Here is a 19,505-nt window from a genome sequence, read left to right as displayed (position 1 = left end):
TGTTAAACCAAGGTGAGTTACTGATTAAGTGGCATCGAAAAATCAAAAATAAAGGTAATGTCAACTATGTTGCAGCTTAAATGCTGATTAGCTTATTCAGCAAGGGACTCGTATTTTCCATAGTTTTGCAGTACAGTATTTATTCTGTGCAATTATTAATACATATCTTCTTGTACTTTACTCAGAGAAATTTTAAGCCAATGCCTTCAAGGGAACAGCCAATGAAAACTTCTAATGATACAGATACTAAGAAGATCATCAAAAAATCCGACAAGCTTACTCTGAAACAGATGAAGTTGATCGAAGAAGCAGAAGACCAACAACTTCTAGCTAATACTGACAATTCTACTGCCCCTGTGGTTGAGCTTGAGGAGAAATCAGTAGTCGCTCCTGAATCAAGAGTTCCTGATTATATTCCGCACCTTGACAATCCTCCAGTACAGTCTATTGGCAACTCTGGCTGGCAAGTGTCTGATGTCTGGCGGGATATTCGAGTAGATGATTTTTGTAATTAAAGCAGACAATTTGTATTCCCAGACGGTTCTGCATCAAGGCGGTTGCAGTTATCCATGATCCAAATCTTAGAAATTGAGGGACAGGAACCGCTTCAGGGAGAAAAGTTTTCCCGAATGCAATATTGGCAGCAATACCTCTGCCTCTGTCTCTTCGCTGAACCAATATTATGGCAACCGCCTGAGCAACTTTTGTAAACTATCTTTGCACTCAGTCAAAGTTATAGTTGCATTGTGTCTATAATAAGTTACGGCTAACTATAACTGAAAGTTAGCACCCTGTAAATGGTTATCGCTTGGATGACGCATCAAAGGCGATACCAAGACAAGCAAAATTTATCGGCAGCGTAATAGAAACTATTCCGTTGCCAACATGCACCCAGAGCGATCGCATGTTGGTGAAAGTGTTGTATATCAAGGGAAGTAGTGTTAATCGTAGTTAATGTCGGATAAAAGATAAGGGTTAATTATTTTGTGTTCTCCAGCATTCCTGTATACTGAACTTTTAAATTCAGAACTACCGAGTGCGATCGCGCAAGATTATTGTGAATAACCCTGAACTAAATAACTTACCTCCCATTAAACTTATTCCTCTGGACGCTGAAACTGCATCGCTCTCTGGGCGTACTAGAGTTACAAGACCACCAACCGATATTCGGTGGGTAAAAGTTCTGGAATTTTTACGCAGCAACAATCTCGCACCAAACAGCCGCAAGCTTTACGAACGAGAACTCAAACGATTTTTGGCTTGGAGTGAGCTTCACTATCATGAGCTACGCCCACGTCATCTTGCGCTATATAAAGAATATCTCCGTGATGAAATACGGACTGATGCAGGTAATCCCCTTTCAAAAAGCAGCATCAATGCCGGAATTGCGGCACTCAAAAGCTTTTTCAAATGGATGTGTTACACGTATCCTGAAATTATTGCTACTAATCCCACACTGGGGATAAAACTGGAAAAAGTGCCACTACCACCAGCCCAAAGTTTAACCCCAGAACAAATGGAACAGGTTTGGTCAGCGTTGGAATTGCTGGGAGAAACAAAGCAACGGGATACAGCACTGGTTCACATTCTCAGTCATGGACTCCGAGCAGGGGAAGTTGTACAGCTAAATGTTGGGTCATTTGATGGCAAGCTGCTATTTTTACCAGACACCAAAACCAATGAACCACGCTTAGTTCCACTGCGAAAAGAGAGCCGGGAAGTTTTAGCAGAGTATTTGCAATTGCGCTCACAGCAAGGAGAGGTTTTGACCAGCCTCAGTCCATTGATGATTTCACACCATGCTTCATACAAAGGTGAACGCTTGAGTTATCACGGTATTTACTTTGCTGTAGAAAAAATTGGTGAAATAGCCCACATTGAGGATTTGCACCCTCACTCCTTTCGACATACTTACGCTACTGACTTATTGCTATTGGGAGTTGACCCTAGCCATGCACGAAAACTAACAGGACATCAAAGCGAGAAAGCCTTTCGACGATATACACTTCGCAGCGAACAAGAAGCAGCGATCGCTGCTTACTATCGTGCAATCGGCGAAGAAGTGGAATAAGGTATGCCCAAGCCACTTGATCCAAAGTGTCAGCTATGTTCCAAACTACCAACTGCCCAAGCTAAAGTTTTACATGGAACAGCAGGGGATGGATGTTGGAATCCACGCATTTGCCACAATCGCCGCTCATTCTATCGCCACCGCTCCTTTCATAATTCAGCAGAAATTGATTCAGTAACAGTCGAACCACCAGCAACATATTTTGCAGTGCTGTATTTGTATAAAGAAGCGGGGGATAAACCATTGCACGCCTTGGGCGCAGAACTCTGGCTGGGGCAACAGCCTATTTGTCGCTTAGAACCAATTCACTGCTTTGGGTTAACGGCTGGCAAGATCCGCGCCTATACAGATCAAGTGTTGCAGGCTTTTGCAAAACAATATGGTGTTTCGCTCTATCAATATAAGGAGCTGTTCGAGATTGCACCAACACATTGTCCAGTGCGTCCTTGTCCCCTGCACCCTGACTGATCGTCATACAAGCGATCGCTCCAGCCTCACTCACATTTATACTTCCCAAGATTCCAGTTTTGACCCTTCCGCGTCCTCCAGCCCGGCATGACGCATGAGAGAGCTGTTTAAGGTTATGTATTTACGTATTTGAGTCAAATGATTTTAGATAAGCAATCTTCTGCTTCCTTCCTTAACAAATGACAACGAGTCATTGCAGTAATATTGGACAATCCCTGTTGGAGAAGGTCTTGGCTAATCACTTGACGGTCAAGCATCAACTTAAATAACAAGCTTAATGAGTAATGTTTTATACGCTTTATTTTAGCTAATCTTGCTAACTCAGGATTAATTATTAAAAGAATGAATTCACACTTTTGAGCTAAGGCAAATGCATAACCTTCATCCTGGCATAGAGTTGTGTGACTTCGACAGTACTGAATTGCAAAAGTTGCCATTTCTGGTTCAAGTGATTGAATTTGTAAACCTAGCTTCAGTAATTTTTGTCCGTCGTAATCTTTTAATTCACGCTCATAAAGAAAATCAGTGACATTGACTTCAATAGGTAAGTTGAACAGTGGTTCAAGAAACCCTACTCGCTGTAGCGTTATCAATATTGAAGGATTTGATATCAACAATCGCATCACATTCTAGTTAAAAAATAAGTGTTTTCAAGAAATAAAATTTCACATATTAAACTCTTAATTTTACGAAAGGAGATATTTTTATAACAACTATTTTAGTAACATAGACGTAAAGTTACTTAGGCTGATCAGAATTTGGAACAGATTCTTTTTGAGCAGAATCCATTCTGGCTATCAAATCACACACTGATAGACCTAACAGTTCTGCTGCTTTTGCTTCAGAAATAGCATTTTCTGCTAAAGCCCTAAAACAAAGCCGTTCAAAGCGGTGTGCTTCTTCTTTAGGAACTGGAAATGGTTCATAGGGAGGAGTCCGCCACCCTCTTCGCCCAAATTCAGCAAATAAACTTTGAAAAGTTGAATTATCAATAATTTCTAAATCTTTACATCGGTAAGTTAATGCTTGCATACTAACTCCTAGCAATTGCTTTAACTGAGCAAGCTCTGCAATTGTTAAGCGACTACGACGCTTTCCAATTTCAAGCCATAAAATTGAAGCTGGCATGAGAAATGCACCTGCAACTCGATGAGCAACTTTCTCTACATCAAGGTCAGGGGAAGTAATGAGTAGCATGTGCCCAAGTTCATGCATCAATGTAAAGCGTTGTCGTTCACCATTATCGTCTGCATTAATAACAATTACTGGCACTTGGTTACGGTTACGGCGTTTTACCCAACAGGTTAATCCTGAAACATTGTTGTTTAGGGATAGAGACAAAATTTTAATACCTTGAGATTCAAGAAACTCAGCCAAATTAAGAATCGGGTCAGTCCCTAATTGCCAATGAATACGCAGACGTTCAGCCACAAACTCGGCATCCCTAAGTGAATTTACAGGGAACGGAGCTTCACGAGGTGGGGCCCATTCTGTATTTGGGGTATAAATAATCTCTTCAATTTCTAAATACCGTTCAACGCGGCTTAGAACAGCCCCTACAACGTGAGTCTCCTCTCTCTTACTAGTAATTTTTTTCTTCCTAAATTCTAAACCTTCGAGTTCTAGATCACTTTGCCCCAGTAAATATATCTCAGAAACTCCTAGTGCCTTAGCAAGAGCTATTAGTGTTGTCGAGTTCGGCATCATCTCGTCCCGTTCGTACTTTCCAATTGCCTGGGCAGAAACTAAATTTCCAATTTTTGATTCTAGCTCTCGTAATGACAAGCCACTTCCTTGTCTTGCTAGTTTTAATCTTTTGCCAATCATAATTTATCCGTAATTATACCAGTTTACAAATCAAGGCTTTATAAATTAGTTTGTAAACACGTTTTCTAAATTATCCAATAAGTTTTTTGGGTACTCTTGTAAACAAGAGGGCGTACTGTGATCCAACTTAATTTACCTCAAGGAAGTTTTATATTCACAGATCGTTATTAATAGAAACTTTTGCTCCATTGAATTAACTAATGTAAGAGGAAGTAAATGAACAGTCCACAAGAAAACAAACATGAGGATAAAGGACACAACAAAGACTTCACAATTGTTGTGAATGCTCGCCAGAAGGTGGTGACAGCAAAAGAGCTGTCATTTACCGAAATTGTGGCATTGGCCTTTGATAATCCTCCAACAGGAGGAAACATCGTTTTCACCCTTACATACAGGAAGGGAGAAGGTAATAAGCCTGAAGGAACGTTAGTTGAAGGGGAAACAGTCAAAATTAAGGATGGAATGATATTCAATGTCACAGCAACTGATAAATCGTAGCCCCGATCTCCTGAGAATGCGAAATGAGGGTTATGACATCGAAATTAGGTCTAACTATCTGATAGTCAAAAATGTTCCTTACGTGAACTCCAATAAGGAGATCAAATTTGGAACTCTCGTTTCAGAATTGAGTTTGGCTGGTGATGTAACAGTCACACCCGGTACTCATGTTGCTCATTTTTCGGGAGATCACCCTTGCAATAAGGATGGTTCAGAGATAAACCAGATCAAACACAGCAGCACCCCCCAGCAATTTGCTCAGGATCTCGTTGTCCATCATTCATTTTCGAGCAAGCCGCTTAGTGGTAACTACAAAGACTACTACGAGAAAATGACAACTTACATTGCTATTATTTCCAGTCCTGCTCAATCGCTTGATTCTAGCGTTACAGCAAAGACGTTTCCGCTTATTGAATCTAGAGACGAGGAATCGGTGTTCAATTATATTGATACTGCCTCAAGTCGGGCTGGGATCAATTTACTCAGCAATAAGCTGGAGATGGGAAAGATTGCACTTGTAGGCTTGGGTGGTACAGGATCTTATGTGTTGGATCTGGTTGTCAAGACTCCAGTAAAAGAGATTCATCTTTTCGACGGAGATAAATTTTTACAGCATAACGCATTTAGATCGCCTGGCGCTCCGTCTATTGATGAGTTGAGGGCAGGGTTACATAAGGTGTTCTACTATGCAAACCTGTATTCCAAAATGCGTAAAGGTATCTTCCCAAACCCTGTCTATATTGATGCTTCAAATATTGCTCAGTTGGACAGAATGAACTTTGTGTTCCTTTGTCTTGATAAAGGTGAAGCTAAAAAGCTGATTGTCGAAAAACTAGAGGAGTTTGGTATCCCCTTCATTGACATGGGCATAGGCTTAAATCTAGTTGATAATGCGTTGCTTGGCGTTATGAGGGTAACAACCAGCACTATTGAGCAGCGCGATCATATCAGTGTTAAGAACAGAATCCCTTTTTCGGATGGTGACGACAATAATGAGTATTCTCGGAACATCCAGATTGCTGATCTTAACGCTCTCAATGCTGCTCTGGCTGTCATCAAGTGGAAAAAGCTATGTGGCTTTTACGTAGATTTGGAGAAGGAGCATCACAGTACCTACACTATAGATGGCAATATGTTAACTAACGAGGATCAGCTATGAAGCAAGAAATAGTCCTCACGCACGAATTCGTTGAATACATTCCTAATCATTTAAAGGATGGAACGATTTATGTGTCGATGGCTTTCGCAACAGTGACCCATAAATGCTGCTGTGGATGTGGGAACGAGGTTGTTACTCCACTTTCTCCTACAGATTGGAAACTAATCTTTGATGGACAATCGGTTTCGCTCGATCCATCGATCGGAAACTGGAATTTTGCTTGCCAGTCTCATTACTGGATAAGAGGTAATAGGGTCAAATGGGCATCACAATGGTCGCAAGAAGAGATTAATGCCGGAAGATTCCATGATTCCTTAGCTAAGAAAAAATACTTTAGCAGCACTAAGCCTCTAGATGTTGATGGTGCAATTGCAAGTAGTAAAGAAGTGGGAACAGGAACAGGCAAACCAAAAACGAGCTTTTGGCAGAAACTGAAGAGGTGGTTGTTCAGAACAAACGCATCTTAATTGAAAGTAACAACGAACATATCTACTTGAGTAAACTTTACTTTGATGGAGTCCAAGACCTAGATTTAGATGATTTAATTGAACCGCAAACACCACAAACCTTTAAACCACACGGCCCACACCAATTTTCATCTCCTACTGAGTTGTGTGATTCTGTAGTAGCACCTGTTGAAAAAGCGAATGTTTTGGCAATGCTCGATGAGATAACAACTTTAGAAGATGTTCGCAATTTGGCATCAGATGAGGATGTGGAAAAATGGCAGAGAGCGATCGCTAACCATCTGATAAATGTCAAAGATGAGATTTCTTTAGTTAAACTGCAACGTGTGTTGCAAATGCCGATGGTAGAAGTCTGGTTGGGATTATTGCTGGGTGGGTTTACACTAGAACAACGTGGTGATTTTTATCATAACCATAATATCTGGGTGAAAAGTTCAGAAACTATGACCAGTAATCCCCTTGGGCGCTGACTTTAGCTTAACCTCTCAAGTTTTAATATGAATAATACTTACCCAGTCTCCTCCTTCAGAGCCATTTCCGCTAAACCGCTCAGGAACACCAGGCCAGAGATTGTTGCCGTCCAATGCTTGAATATTGCTAACTGTTAATTTCATATTATCTATTTTAATAATATAAATTTTACCCTCATTGAGTAAGCGCCATTTTAAATTTTCCTTTTCCGTCACTAAAATAGAATTTTTGGAAAGTAAAATTCCATTTTCTTGACACTGCTGACGCAATCTATCAGGAATAATACCTTTATTTAAATCTCCTTGTAAATCAAAATTTACATTATCAAATAATGGTTCTTCATTCATAATCCAGTCACCACGTAATAGTATAGTAAACTGATAGATATTACTTTGGTTAAAGACGGCTTTTTGCGGCCAATCATCAGGTGTAATCAATCGGACTGCTTTAGTATAGCCATTGCTCTCATTTGTCAAAGCTTCAACTTCTGTAATTATATTGACATTGCGATCTAATACATCATTGCCAATTGCCCAACGGATAGATTTTGTTTCAAGTTTTTTAACTTGAACTGGTTCAACTATCATTGGCAATATATAAAATACTTCGCCTCTAAATACATTGTCCGTATGAGCTAACACAGATACACTACTTTTATGCAAGCTATCAATACGTACTGGTTTTTTAAACTGAATTACTAGACCTAACTTAGTAAATAAATTTCTCAAATCCTGAGATTTTAAATTAAATAATTGATCCTCTGGAATATTGCTAGAATTTTCCTCTTGTTTTGAAATAGTAGCTTCCAAAACTTGATCGTGATGCCAACTAGCATTTATTATGCTGTTGAATTCTTTGATTATTTGTGTAGTGGTTTCTTTTTGAGGAATAGGTGGTGTAGAATTTTGCTGAGGCTCATATATTTGGGTATTATTGTCTTTTTTAATTTCAACTGGGATAGAATTCTCTTTCTTGCCAATTTTAGTTCGACAATCATGAACGATGACTTTATTAGGATTACCTAAAATTATCGCTAGAGGTGCATAATAATGGTTAGTACCATGTGGTGATTGAGGTTGAGGCTCTAGTTTTCCTTCTTCATTTTTTCGTTTGGGCCATTCCACATTGCCAGTAGCTGTCCGCACAGGAATTAGCCAATAATCACCTACCTGATAAAAGCTATTCTGAGTATCTGCTTGAAGTTGAATTTCGATTCCATCCTCAAGAGGAAACCATTTATGATTCACATCAGATAAATTTACTTTGACTTCTCCAGAGTCCCAACGGCGTAATAGAGGGTGCTTTTCTTTAAGAAATATTTTGCTCTTCCCATCACCTGAGAGAATTACTTGATTCTCAATATGATCCACTTGCTCAACTTTTAGGAGTTGACGATCGCTATTTTGAAGTATATAATCATCGTCGATAATTTCAACCCAATCACCCGATGATAAACTAGAATCTTTGTCCTTTCCTAAATATTCTAGATTTAATGCGATCGCAGAAGAATTGATCACAGTAGATGTCACAATCGGAAAAACAATTGAGCTATTCTCCCGCGACCAGACAAATGATAGTTTATTCTTGTTATCGTCAGGGTAAACTGTAAAAATTTCCGCCCGATAAAGATGGTTTTCAGTACCACGAAATTTGGAATTAAAGGGGATAATACATGGATTATTTATTCCTGAGCTAGGCTTTGTGACTCTGGCAATAATTTTGCCTTCTCCAGACTTCAATAGTTCTTGACCTAACACACTCCGAAAATAGTCATGATCCTTGGTAACTTGCTTTGCAACCGTTTCAATATCTTGATTATCTTTTAATTGTTTGAGCTTGACTTGCCAAACTAACTTAGAGCGAGTTGCAGTATCTGCTCCCCCTAAAGCAACTTCACGAATATTAATTTTGAGATCGTCACGATCTTCAATAGGGGTTATATGTCGTTCCCAAACATCAAGATAAGCAAGATATGTAGTTCCATTTAGTTTGACTTTACAAGGATCTATGGGTTCAGGTGTAAAATCTGGTTGCTGAGAATAAGATATGAATTCATCATTTTCACAAAGTATACCATTTACATAATAGTTGCCTTTGCTAATTAGATAGCCCTGAGATTGGAGCAGCTGCTTTAATTTCTGTTTTTCTTCCTCTTCGAGGTTGTTAATATTATTAATCTGCTCCTCATTACCGATAAATTCAAAGCCACAATTCTCCTCTGGTCCACCTTGTAGTCCAAATACATCTTTGGCTAAAGTTTGCAGACGATTTAGTAAAATCGATGTTTGTTCGTTGAAGTCTGCATCTAGTTGCACTCGCCCTTGTTGCATAAGCACCCGCAGGAAGTGCTTGCTTTTGTCGTAGGTATCACGAGTAAAATCACCTCTAAATTCTCCTTGCATAAAATCCTCTTAGGTAGCGTAAATAATGCCAATCTCAATATCAGCAGGTGTATATTCATCTAGACGGATGCGTAGGTTAGCCTCTCTTTGAGGCTGATATAAATTGTGAAAAGCACCCATCTCTGACTCGTCATCAGCGCCACGTTTGATTTCCTCAGCACAGGTTGACGCTAACTGACAGTAGGTAGGGGTGCCATAACGTGTACTGTTGAATTGAGGTTGTACGCAGCTTCTAGCGATAAGTTGTTCCGCCTCTATTTGTTCTGGCTGTAGTTCAGTTTCTTGTCTAACCATCTGCTCCACTAAATCCGGTTGACAATTATACCGACGTGGTGTGCGTGAGTTGGGCATCACGTAGCAGAAACGGATACAACCTTGTTGGCGACGAACAACAAATATAATGCCGTTAAAAATACTGTTTTCTGCTAAATCAATTGCGTGTACTTGAATCTGACCAAAGACTGTGCAACGTGCAATTGTCAACCGTACATGAGCTATGGAGTAACCTGCTGCACCGATCGCTTCACCTTCAATACTGGTAGCATCTATAATGCTATCGCTAATATGTATGGGTAAAGGGTCAGTTTCTACCTCATTTTGATTGACCTGAATGGAGCCAACAATACTGTGTTCAATCGTTACGCACGCATTGATATTAAATAGCTCCAAACTTGGTTCGGTGGAACGTCGGGGTTCGCAGTCGCAATGTAATGACCAGCCCGGCACTAATGTAGAATGACGGATAATAATAGCAGCTGGATTTTGAACAACAGAGGTAGGATAATCTGCAAATTGACTGGGATTACCTTCTATATGTACTCCCCGACCAATAATCAACAAGCCATCGAGAACAAAGCAACTTCCTGACTCTACCGTGACATTTAAAGCATCACCGAAAGCAGTTCTCCAGTCTAGAATGCGTATCACCGGACGCTTGTGGTTAGCTGCACGTAATTGCAGATTCTGGTTTTTCTCCAATTCAATATTAATTCGTTCAACATAAACACCACTATCGGTAATTTCAATTACAGCATCATGGGGTTTGTCTCGTTGCCACTGTGAGATTGCCTCGCTAATAGTTTGATAACACTCTTGTGATGATTGACTGACGCTGTAATAAGCATAATACTTTCTGATTTGAGATGGAAAAGCTTCTTCTAATAGCAACCGATTGCAGCGAATCAGTTCTTTACCTTGGAGATTTTGTTGAACCAAACTTTTAGTTTTTGCACTCAAGGTGATAGATGCAAAACGTTGTTCATCATAGAGGCTTTCACCCAAAAGTAGTTGATTTAGCTCTGGGAGCAAAGCTGTAATTAAAGCTGGTTCGGGAGGAGGGCTGGTGTAGGCATCCAAAAGCCTTTGGGTAGTGGGGGAAAATTGCAATCGCAAAAACTCGGATAATGCAGAAGCATCTTGTTGTGAGCTAAAAATTGCTGGCTCTTGAATATCATCAACATCAAATAAAAAATGTGCCGCAGAATCTAACAAAGTTCGGTCATATTCGCCACCACCAATATCAGCACTGAAACCATAATGATAAGAAACCCAAACACCATTTTTTGGTAACTGGCGGATGGGAAAAATCATTCGCCCTAATTCTGGGTCAACTGCTATATGGTCTTGCTCTGGTTGATAATTCCAATCACTGAGATCGGCGATAATAATTTTATCTGGAGAGACTGGATGCGGTTTTGAGTTAACACCTTTCCAGATTGACAAACTTTTGGTAAAACTTTCTGGATTTGGATTTGAGTCACAATAATCCTTCTTACTCTCTTGTAAAACTTGCCGTTCAATAGGAATAGGTAAATTTAATTCATGAGCAATTTCTGTTGCATTTTTTGATAAATGCGGACGAGTGTAAAGCGGAATGTCGTTACCCATAATACTGAAAGTGTAGCAATTAGAGCTAACTTCTTCCAAACAAAAAGCTGGTGCAAGAGTCACAGAATAAGTTTTTAATCGCCAAACAAAAAGACCAACATTTTGAATGTTGTACTTTCCAGGTTGATGCTGTGAACTAATCTGGTGGATATCTACTGTATGAGCTAATTCATCAAATGGGCTATTTAACTTTGCAACTGCATCGACCTGACGCAGATTTACTGTTGTTGAGCTTGACGAATTTAGGTGATTGATATGCTGTGTTTTACTAAGTAACTGACGAAATTCTACAACTCGTGCTGGCCAGCCAGCTACCTTATCAGCCAGCACTTCCAACAAAGCTAATGTTCCCTTGCGCCGTCGGTAGCGAATAGTATTTGCAACTTCACGACGGGGAATTAAAATCTTATTGTTTTGCTGTGTCTCATCAGCACGAGCATTTGTCAACTCACCAGAACTGTGAACGCTTTGATAACCAATTAAATCACCAATATATGGTACTACCCAATCCTGACAAGTTTCAATAAACCAGTTTTCGTAGAGTTGAGTAATATCAACTTCAACAACATCTACCTGTTCAGCAATTACACGTAATAAATCTCGCAGCGAATAGCCTTGTTCTGCATCACGTATGCGATAAACAACTGGCAATAGTTCATAAAGGCGATCTGGGGAATTGCTCATGATTTCAACTCCTTCAGGATTAGTGTGTCTGGCACTTTCGGGCTAAGAATAGCTAATTGAGCAGGAATAAGCTGGTTAGCTATTGAATCAAAATTAGCCAAGTTTACAGGAATCCATTGTTTTGGTTGTCCATTCCTACGAGTCATGCCCAGTTTTCCCAGTTCTTGAAGTTTTATATTTAAACTGTCTGGATTTTGGGCTTCAGTTTCGGAGACGCTATCCAAAATATCCACATCCACGTAATTTACCCCAGGTACTTGTTGAATCGTGGTGATAACTTTGCTAAGGACAACATCTTGTCCTAATTCCTGATGTTCAAAGCTAAATTTATCGAACAAAGCAGTCCGAATTGTCAGTGCTACAGATGCCCAGTGATAATTTGCTAAAATCCGCACATTGGCGCTGATAATTAACAGCATCAATTCCCGTATCTCTATTTTTAGTGGTTGATAGGGGTCGCCAAACTGGTATAACGCTTGCACGAAGCTGCGGTATAAATCTGAATTTCTATCAATATGGATATCATCAGCCCCAGCGATCGTTATATGCACAATTTGACGCGAACCATTTGAAAGACGTTGAGCATTCGCTTTGCCAATTCCGGTAAAGGTAAGGGCAAAATTGGCATAGTCTGGGACGGAAACTGCACGGTTGAGAGATATCACCCCAAGAGGTGCATTGCGGCGGATTTCATCATGCTTTTCGGGATCTGCGCCTCCTGTTGCTGCTATTGGATTGAGTACACCACTCAAACCTAAAGGTTGCATTGTTAGTTGCGTGATTTTTTTTGCTGCAACATTACCTGCTTGACCAATGCCAGTGCGGTATATTACTTTGACATTTTCAGTACCACTAGGCAACCTAGCCCCATGTTTACCATTGCCAAAGATAATAGTTGTGCTGTGATGACTATCTGTTTGGGTGACATAAGCATAGTCTGTTGGACTTAACTGGATCAAATTTTCCACTTCTTGCCAACGGACATCATTAACATACACTTCCAAGGTGCTAGCAATGCCACTAGGGATAGGTGCTGGTAGATAGGTTAGGGGCGGTTGTGAGAGTGTAAATTGTTGATTTGCTTTAGTACCGTCGCCACTTCCCAGTACTTCAGTACGTGTCTCGCCATGAGTGGCTTTGACTACGTTGCCATAGATAGTAACAGTCTCTGGCTTGTAAGAATAAGCTAAAGGTCTAGCAAATTTTAGGAATGTATGGGGTTTGTCATCGGGCAAATTCTGATTAATATCCTGTCTGACTCTGCACAGCATGACAACTTCGCTAGTCCACACATCGTTGACATCGGATATATCACTGCGTTCACCTGAGATAATCAACCAGCGTCCAGGTTGTAAACCTTCGTAGAGATTGTCTAGTTCAATTTCATTGTCTAGTTCAATTTTCACCTGTTCGGATAGAGAATCTTGACTACTTGGTACATCTTTCAGGTCAATTGGTTTTTCTACCAAATTTAAATCACTCTTGAGATACACTGTGGTTTTACGCATCACATCTAAAGATGTATCCTGTTCTTTTAACCAAGGTTTATCTAAAGTAAGTTGTGTAATTCTTGCTACTATGTTATATGCAATTTTAGAGATATTTTCAACTTTTATTACTTGATAAATACTAATTTCACTATCATCTACACGTTCTATTGCTAGCCAACTGCCAGGTACAATCTCATCATATTGGGCATCTAATGCTAAAATATTTTGTAATTCTGCTGGTAGTGTGCTGGAAACGTTTGTTTGATTGGTGGAACTTAATATTGGCTGATGTACGCCTGCAATTTGCCATTCTTCGTATTGATCAGAAACTTGCTTTAAAGGTACGTCATTTCCGAAAGGTGCAGCTTTTATACCTAGACTTTCAATTCGCTTTAACTGATTAGAAGAATTAACTTTATCCCTGGTTAGAATCTGATGTATTGCTGTGTTGAAACCAGGGTTTAGGGTATTAATTAATTGTAAATTAATCTCATTTTTTTCAGGAGCGAAGATTTGTTGGTTTGTCCGCTCCATTTCCAGAGCATTCGCAGGTTGTATAGATGGCGGTTTGATTACTTGTTTTATTCTTTGTTCTCTTATATTTGCTGACGAACCATCAACAATTAATTGTTGTGGAACTTTTGGTGGTACTTGGAATGTAACTTTTGTACGGTTTTCATCTGGTTGAGGTTCAATAATCTGAACTCTACGCAAAACTTGTTCAGCTTCAGTATCACCAAAAATTAGTAAAAGTGGATCGTTAGGTTTAAGATTCGTGTTTACACCATCTAAATAAAGCTGATTAAGGGTGGCGGCTGTTGTTAAACTAACTTGCAGCGCTTTGCCGATTCGGGGTTTGATTTGATTCAAATGGGCATAGGCTTGCAGTTTTTGTGATGTTTCAAAAAATTCCGGCGATTCACCGGAATCAGGTAAACTCTGGCTACTCAAACCAGCAGGAATTTCCAAGTTGTAACCATCTTCTATGGTAAAAGCTAAATAAACGCTGGCGCTGACACCGGGACTATGTGCATAGTCTACTAATCGAGCTAATTCCATTAGGGAACGCCGCTCAATGGCAGTGCGTAAATAACCCTCGTTGGCTATGCGTTCTTGATAAAATGTCAGAACATCTGCTACAGTAGCCCAAGCATCTAGCAGAGCCAAAGATGGGTCTTGAGGGTCACGGGTTTTCAGATGTTTGAGTGAGGGAAACTTGCTGTCACCCAGACGCGCTTTCATGGTTTCTAAAAAGCTGGCATGGGTTCCAACTCGATAAGCTAGGGTATACAAATTAGGTTTATTTGCTACCGATTTTGGAGTCAGAATTTCGACCCCTTCACAGCAACCACAGCTAGATTTATCGCTTGGTTTATAATTAGAGTGACAGTTACAGCTACAAGTTAATTTCATCTACCACCTCGCAAATCGAGTGTGAATTTACCGTGTTCGAGAAAGTTGGGGTTGTTGTCAAGTCGGGCAATTTCCCAAGAACCAATGGGTAAAAAACCTGCTTCAATCTCGTGATTGTCACCTTCAAAAAGACGTTCTAACTTTGTAACAGAGACACTTTCGATACCTGGAACAGCATAAGCTATCGCCACTATTTGACTTAGAGCAATACCTTGGCCAAAAGTCAAGTTATCGGGATGGAAAAAACCACGCCGACCATCAGGTAAAATTCGGTTACTGAAAATATGCTGCAAAGCAGTTTTGACATGACCGCGTAAATAGTCAGATTTGACATGAACTGTCATAGCGATATCCAAAGAGATATATGCTGCTCGTTGAACGATGACATCATGACCAATGCGGCGATAATTTTCTAGGTCTGTGGCAATATTTGGCAGTAATTTGTCGTCTGCTGCTTCTCGGTTGAAGGGATCTACTGCCACCCAGACTTCATACGAGCAGCCTGTCCAGCGTAAGGTAGCCGCTGCTCGTTGCACTTTTGTCGAGAAATGTTCCATCACCAATTGTGCATAGTCATCAGCAGTAATGGCACGTTCTAATTTTTTGTGAAATAGGTGCGGTGCATATAATTTTACGTGAGATAGAGATTCGGGTGCTGTTCCACTTTTAGCGGGGAACGGCTGGTGTGGTTGCAATGTCGAACCACTATAAAAAATATTGTGAAAAACAATATAAGAAATCGCTTCAGCACCAATATTACCTACAAGTCCGTTACCTACTCGGTAAGTTGCCTGGAAGTGAGTATTGGCTTCTGGTCTGATTCCTAATTCACCGTCCCCAAAGCGCAAGTTTGCTTGTCCATCATTGTCCATTTCCACAACAAAATGTTGATCTTCGCTGTTGCTATCTATAAGGTCGTACTGGGGAGTCCAAGTAGAATTATTTAGTTGAATATGGGGTTTTGCTTGATGGGGGTCTTGAATTAGCAAACTCTTAGCAGAGTCTTGGGTCAGATTTTTTATCGAAAGAGGTTGGCTGAAAGTTAAAGGCGTTTTTTGCAATCTGGGACGGAAGCGATCGCTTTTAACTAAAATTTCTACAGATTCACCTTCCTTTTGGCACTGTTGGATCACCTCTTTTCCCGGTACAATTCCCAAATCTTCCCGATCAATAGTGCGACCATGATCCACTAGAATCACATTGCCTCTGGCAACACTAATATCGGCTAGCTGACACTCTGGTGGTACTATTGCGGAAATACAAAGGGGAAAAGGTAACGCATCCTCTTTTGTCCATTCGATTTCCACAATTGGCTGATTGTAAAGTTCGTCTACAATTGCCTTGACATTTGTCAGGCGTACTGCATGGCGATTATTCATATCAGCATCTTCTGGATTGCCTGTTTTGGGGCCTTTAATTTCTTCAAAAATCAGAATGTCACCAATTTTCAGGTGCAGTTTTCGCTGGTGTTCAGGAAATTGGCAACTGGGCGAACTCTCCCCATTTTCGGTGACAGAATCTATAAATTCATCTAATAATGTAGCGGTTGTAGAACCACGGTCAAGACAGCAGGAGCGATCGCCCCAAGTATAAAATAGGATTTGGTTGTGAGCTATGTAAAGATGTATCGGTAGGAGCGTTAGCAGTTCAAAGACTTGATAACTACTAAGAGGAACATCATCTAAGTCACGATTATCTTCTAGGATAGTGCCAAGGCGAGGCGCATTTTTATAACGATTAATAAAGTAAAAATTTTTTTCTTTTAGGGAAATATCAACACTTGTCTCCAGCCACAACCAAGTACGTGCATTACAGCCCTCATGCATGGGATAATCGATCAGACGGGCATGACGGCGAACAGAAATCCGTTGGCGGGCAGTTTCTAGATAAGCTTCGGTGGCTACAGCGTCCTGATAATAGCTGAGATAATCGCCAACATAAGCGAGAACTTCCACTAGAGTAATACCCAAATCGGGAGCATGGCGTTCTTCCCAATCCGGCATCACCAGGGATAGGCGGTCTAAAATCAAGTGGCGAAAACTTGCATAATCCTTAGCGAGATAGTTGATAGCTGGTTCAACTAGTTGCTGTGGGGGACAAGTTTGCTCTTGCAAGCAATCTATGTCGCTGTGACAGTTAATATCTCGGAATTGAAATTGGACTTGGGAGTAGCGCGGGTCAAAATTGGGATATGGTTGATTTGTGGGTTTGCCCTGTTCATCCAATGACACCAAGCGCAAAGTGTAGAGGGAAAAATCGCCTAGTTGCTTAAGATTAACTATTAAGTAACCCTCATAATTTTGGGAACTTTCTACCTCTAAACTAATTACATGAAGATTGCGGATGCGTTCACCACCTTCAATACGTAGATTTTCTTTTCTTAAGTCTTCTGGTACTGAACCTAAAAAGTAAACATATAGCGATGCTCCAAAGGAGCCGCTACGCGAACGCAAATCATCGCTAACTTCTACATAATCTAACCCGTTTTTTCTTTGCCTGCGGATTTCTAAGCGGCGCTGTTCATTTTGGCAAATGGAGGTGTGGCTGTTCATGGTATGGTCGTCCTAAAAGTAGCTGTTTGTGACTCACCACTGCTTTGCACAAAATACTCCACCACTATATAAAGGCTAGCATCAACGCTAGTTACTTCCAGCGTTTGCAGATCGATTAAATCACTCAACCAATGCTCAATAGATGCTTGAATAGTAATTTGCATAGCTGTTGCTAATTCCGGGCTATTGGGTGCAAAAATCAAAGACAATACACCACACCCAAAATCTGGGCGGTTGACTCGTTCGCCGGGAGTAGTAAACAGTAGTTGTTCAATTAAGTCGCGGATATGGCTTGCATCGCTGGTACTGGCAGTGCGATGGTATCTGTCAAAGTGGAAGGGAAAATCGATGTTGGTGACATTCCTTTGCCTGGGCAGATTTACGAGATATTCTGGCATCAAGTTACCTCCAAATCAAAACCGTTAATCGATACTGTCTTACCATTCAGCTTCACAGTGGCACCCTCTCTATTGCTGATTTCAATTCCCGAAGCATCCATTACTATATGTATAGTTTTCCTTTTGATTTTGGCTTCAATGGTGATGCTTTCCTTACCTGATTTATCGTTGATCTCAATCTTGCCGATATCGGTTTTAAGTACCTTAATGTCGGGGTCATAAGGAGTAGCTGGTACTATATCTGGGACAACCTTTTCATCTGCCCAAAAGCAGCCAGTCCAAATTGGGTAATCTGGATCTCCGTTTTCAAATTCAATCCACACTAAAGCACCTTTGGGTGGCATGAGAAATAACCCAACTCCCTTACCTGCATAGGGAACGCAAGGTAATGCCCAACCACTAGGCTTATTGCCAAAAATTTCTTCAACTTTTGCCTGGATACGACCGATTTTCCACGGGTCGTTATTATCAAATACTACGCCTCGGTATTTGCCGTAAAAAGGAAACCTATGTTGATGAATACTTCCATTTCCATTAGTAGCAAGTTCTTGTTGATTCATACTCCTAACCTGTTAATTGTTGCACCTTGTCCCTCACGTATCAAGGTGAAACTTTGTTTGTATTCACCGCGTTTGATGCGATGCGTTACCTGTTTAACGTAGTAATAACCGCCGTAACTTTTCCCCACACCCCTTACTCCCACCAATTGACGCACTTCCAAAACATAACCGTAGCGAACAGTATCTACTTCTCCAGTAGCAGTAACAGCAATTTCCCGCGAACGGCTAGCAAATGATTCCGTTTGCTTTTCGGCTAAGATTTTTTCGAGTTTATTGGTGTTACGTAGCACTTCCGTCCGTAAGGATTTAGCAGGCTTTTTAGCTAAGGCTTGACCGGGCGATTTAGGAACCCGAATCGAAATTGATGCCCCACTTTTTTCATCAGTAATTGATGCTTCAGGTTTAATAGCTTCCAGAGCATTAAAATTGAAATTTATAGGCGAGTCTACATTAGTAAATGCGCCCATATTCATTGACAATGCTGGTTGTGAAGGAGTAATTTTCTGTTTTTCCTCACCCCAATAAGCAATATTTCTACCAGGAGTTTTATCGGGCTTGATTTCAAAAACAAAACTATTACGTAGAGCTAGTTTCTGAATAAACTGTAAGTCTGTACTTTGTTGAGTGGTAATTTGTTCTTCTTTTTTGGGTGTAAAATATCTAGTATTTGTTACGTCAGATTTCAGTCCATATTTGCTATATGCTTTTAATAATTTAGTAACAATTGTAGAATCAGATACGTTTGGATAAATTTCATTTTTATCTTCGAGATCGAGCATAACGCTGATATCTTCACCAGTGATTATGAGTTTTGATTCACCTGGTTTATTACTAGGTACAACTTGATGGTTAGTAATAATGCCGTCAATTAATATAGGTTGTTGCAGACTGCGGTTTACACCGACTTTTACATTAACTATGACCTGAATGATAATTCGGTTGGGAGGGTTTAAAATGCCTTCTTGGAGTAACCAATAATCGGAAGGTTTTTTTAATTCTTTACTAAGACTAAAGGTCATTTGAAAAGCACTGCGATCGCGGTCTTGCTGAGTCACTTCTAAGTCAATCAGTGCGTCCACTACTTCATAAGGAGCGGGTTTTGGTACAAGAGGGCGACCAATCATGAGTTTTATGCGAATATCGGAGTCAGGCATAATA

General features: G+C 40.3%; 17 protein-coding genes. 8 read left to right on the top strand and 9 right to left on the bottom strand.

The features are described from left to right. The first annotated feature begins 221 nt into the window (after positions 1 to 221). The 4 genes from V7K61_RS26590 (at position 222) to V7K61_RS26575 (ending at position 2,539) form a co-directional block, all read left to right on the top strand. Complete coding sequence (locus tag V7K61_RS26590; protein ID WP_335058048.1) at positions 222 to 515, top strand: hypothetical protein; 294 nt, start codon at positions 222 to 224, stop codon at positions 513 to 515. Positions 516 to 569: 54 nt separating this feature from the next. Next, positions 570 to 710, top strand: a complete 141-nt coding sequence (locus V7K61_RS26585; protein ID WP_335058046.1) for a hypothetical protein — start codon at positions 570 to 572, stop codon at positions 708 to 710. A gap of 344 nt (positions 711 to 1,054) precedes the next feature. Beyond that, positions 1,055 to 2,071: a tyrosine-type recombinase/integrase gene (locus tag V7K61_RS26580; protein WP_335058050.1), complete on the top strand. Its 1,017-nt coding sequence runs from the start codon at positions 1,055 to 1,057 to the stop codon at positions 2,069 to 2,071. 3 nt (positions 2,072 to 2,074) lie between these two features. After that, positions 2,075 to 2,539: a hypothetical protein gene (locus tag V7K61_RS26575; protein ID WP_335058044.1), complete on the top strand. Its 465-nt coding sequence runs from the start codon at positions 2,075 to 2,077 to the stop codon at positions 2,537 to 2,539. Positions 2,540 to 2,673: 134 nt separating this feature from the next. On the opposite strand, the gene V7K61_RS26570 is transcribed toward V7K61_RS26575, so the two are convergent. Next, on the bottom strand, positions 2,674 to 3,162 hold the full coding sequence (locus V7K61_RS26570; protein WP_190965205.1) for a hypothetical protein: 489 nt from the start codon (positions 3,160 to 3,162) through the stop codon (positions 2,674 to 2,676). 115 nt (positions 3,163 to 3,277) lie between these two features. Continuing rightward, complete coding sequence (locus V7K61_RS26565; protein ID WP_190965204.1) at positions 3,278 to 4,366, bottom strand: helix-turn-helix domain-containing protein; 1,089 nt, start codon at positions 4,364 to 4,366, stop codon at positions 3,278 to 3,280. A gap of 216 nt (positions 4,367 to 4,582) precedes the next feature. On the opposite strand from V7K61_RS26565, the gene V7K61_RS26560 reads away from it, so the two are divergent. Genes V7K61_RS26560 through V7K61_RS26545 form a run of 4 tightly spaced genes read left to right on the top strand, consistent with a single transcriptional unit; the run spans position 4,583 to position 6,960 of the window. Beyond that, on the top strand, positions 4,583 to 4,864 hold the full coding sequence (locus tag V7K61_RS26560) for a multiubiquitin domain-containing protein (RefSeq protein ID WP_190965203.1): 282 nt from the start codon (positions 4,583 to 4,585) through the stop codon (positions 4,862 to 4,864). Then, positions 4,839 to 6,023, top strand: coding sequence for a ThiF family adenylyltransferase (locus V7K61_RS26555; protein WP_335058038.1), 1,185 nt, complete (start codon positions 4,839 to 4,841; stop codon positions 6,021 to 6,023). Before V7K61_RS26560 ends, V7K61_RS26555 begins: the two co-directional genes overlap by 26 nt. Next, positions 6,020 to 6,490 carry a DUF6527 family protein gene (locus tag V7K61_RS26550; RefSeq protein ID WP_335058036.1) on the top strand — a complete coding sequence of 157 codons (471 nt, stop codon included), beginning with the start codon at positions 6,020 to 6,022 and terminating at the stop codon, positions 6,488 to 6,490. The genes V7K61_RS26555 and V7K61_RS26550 overlap by 4 nt, the downstream gene beginning before the upstream one ends. After that, entirely contained in the window at positions 6,445 to 6,960 is a 516-nt protein-coding gene (locus tag V7K61_RS26545; protein WP_335058034.1) for a hypothetical protein, read from the top strand. Before V7K61_RS26550 ends, V7K61_RS26545 begins: the two co-directional genes overlap by 46 nt. Before the next feature lie 15 nt (positions 6,961 to 6,975). Here V7K61_RS26545 and V7K61_RS26540 read toward each other — a convergent pair whose 3' ends face one another. Genes V7K61_RS26540 through V7K61_RS26510 form a run of 7 tightly spaced genes read right to left on the bottom strand, consistent with a single transcriptional unit; the run spans position 6,976 to position 19,501 of the window. Further along, on the bottom strand, positions 6,976 to 9,363 hold the full coding sequence (locus tag V7K61_RS26540) for a DUF6519 domain-containing protein (protein WP_335058032.1): 2,388 nt from the start codon (positions 9,361 to 9,363) through the stop codon (positions 6,976 to 6,978). Between the two features lie 9 nt (positions 9,364 to 9,372). After that, positions 9,373 to 11,934 carry a hypothetical protein gene (locus tag V7K61_RS26535; RefSeq protein ID WP_335058030.1) on the bottom strand — a complete coding sequence of 854 codons (2,562 nt, stop codon included), beginning with the start codon at positions 11,932 to 11,934 and terminating at the stop codon, positions 9,373 to 9,375. Further along, entirely contained in the window at positions 11,931 to 14,837 is a 2,907-nt protein-coding gene (locus V7K61_RS26530; RefSeq protein ID WP_335058028.1) for a putative baseplate assembly protein, read from the bottom strand. The genes V7K61_RS26535 and V7K61_RS26530 overlap by 4 nt, the downstream gene beginning before the upstream one ends. Next, positions 14,834 to 17,389, bottom strand: coding sequence for a putative baseplate assembly protein (locus V7K61_RS26525; RefSeq protein WP_335058026.1), 2,556 nt, complete (start codon positions 17,387 to 17,389; stop codon positions 14,834 to 14,836). The genes V7K61_RS26530 and V7K61_RS26525 overlap by 4 nt, the downstream gene beginning before the upstream one ends. Beyond that, positions 17,386 to 17,787 (bottom strand): GPW/gp25 family protein, encoded by a 402-nt coding sequence (locus V7K61_RS26520; protein WP_334901745.1) that lies wholly within the window; start codon positions 17,785 to 17,787, stop codon positions 17,386 to 17,388. Before V7K61_RS26520 ends, V7K61_RS26525 begins: the two co-directional genes overlap by 4 nt. Next, positions 17,787 to 18,347, bottom strand: coding sequence for a phage baseplate assembly protein V (locus tag V7K61_RS26515; RefSeq protein ID WP_335058024.1), 561 nt, complete (start codon positions 18,345 to 18,347; stop codon positions 17,787 to 17,789). Before V7K61_RS26515 ends, V7K61_RS26520 begins: the two co-directional genes overlap by 1 nt. Continuing rightward, positions 18,344 to 19,501: a hypothetical protein gene (locus tag V7K61_RS26510; protein ID WP_335058022.1), complete on the bottom strand. Its 1,158-nt coding sequence runs from the start codon at positions 19,499 to 19,501 to the stop codon at positions 18,344 to 18,346. The genes V7K61_RS26515 and V7K61_RS26510 overlap by 4 nt, the downstream gene beginning before the upstream one ends. Positions 19,502 to 19,505 lie beyond the last annotated feature (4 nt).

Origin of the sequence: Nostoc sp., assembly GCF_036918015.1 — a bacterium.
GTDB lineage: Bacteria > Cyanobacteriota > Cyanobacteriia > Cyanobacteriales > Nostocaceae > Nostoc.
This window is presented reverse-complemented; position numbering and strand designations above follow the sequence as displayed.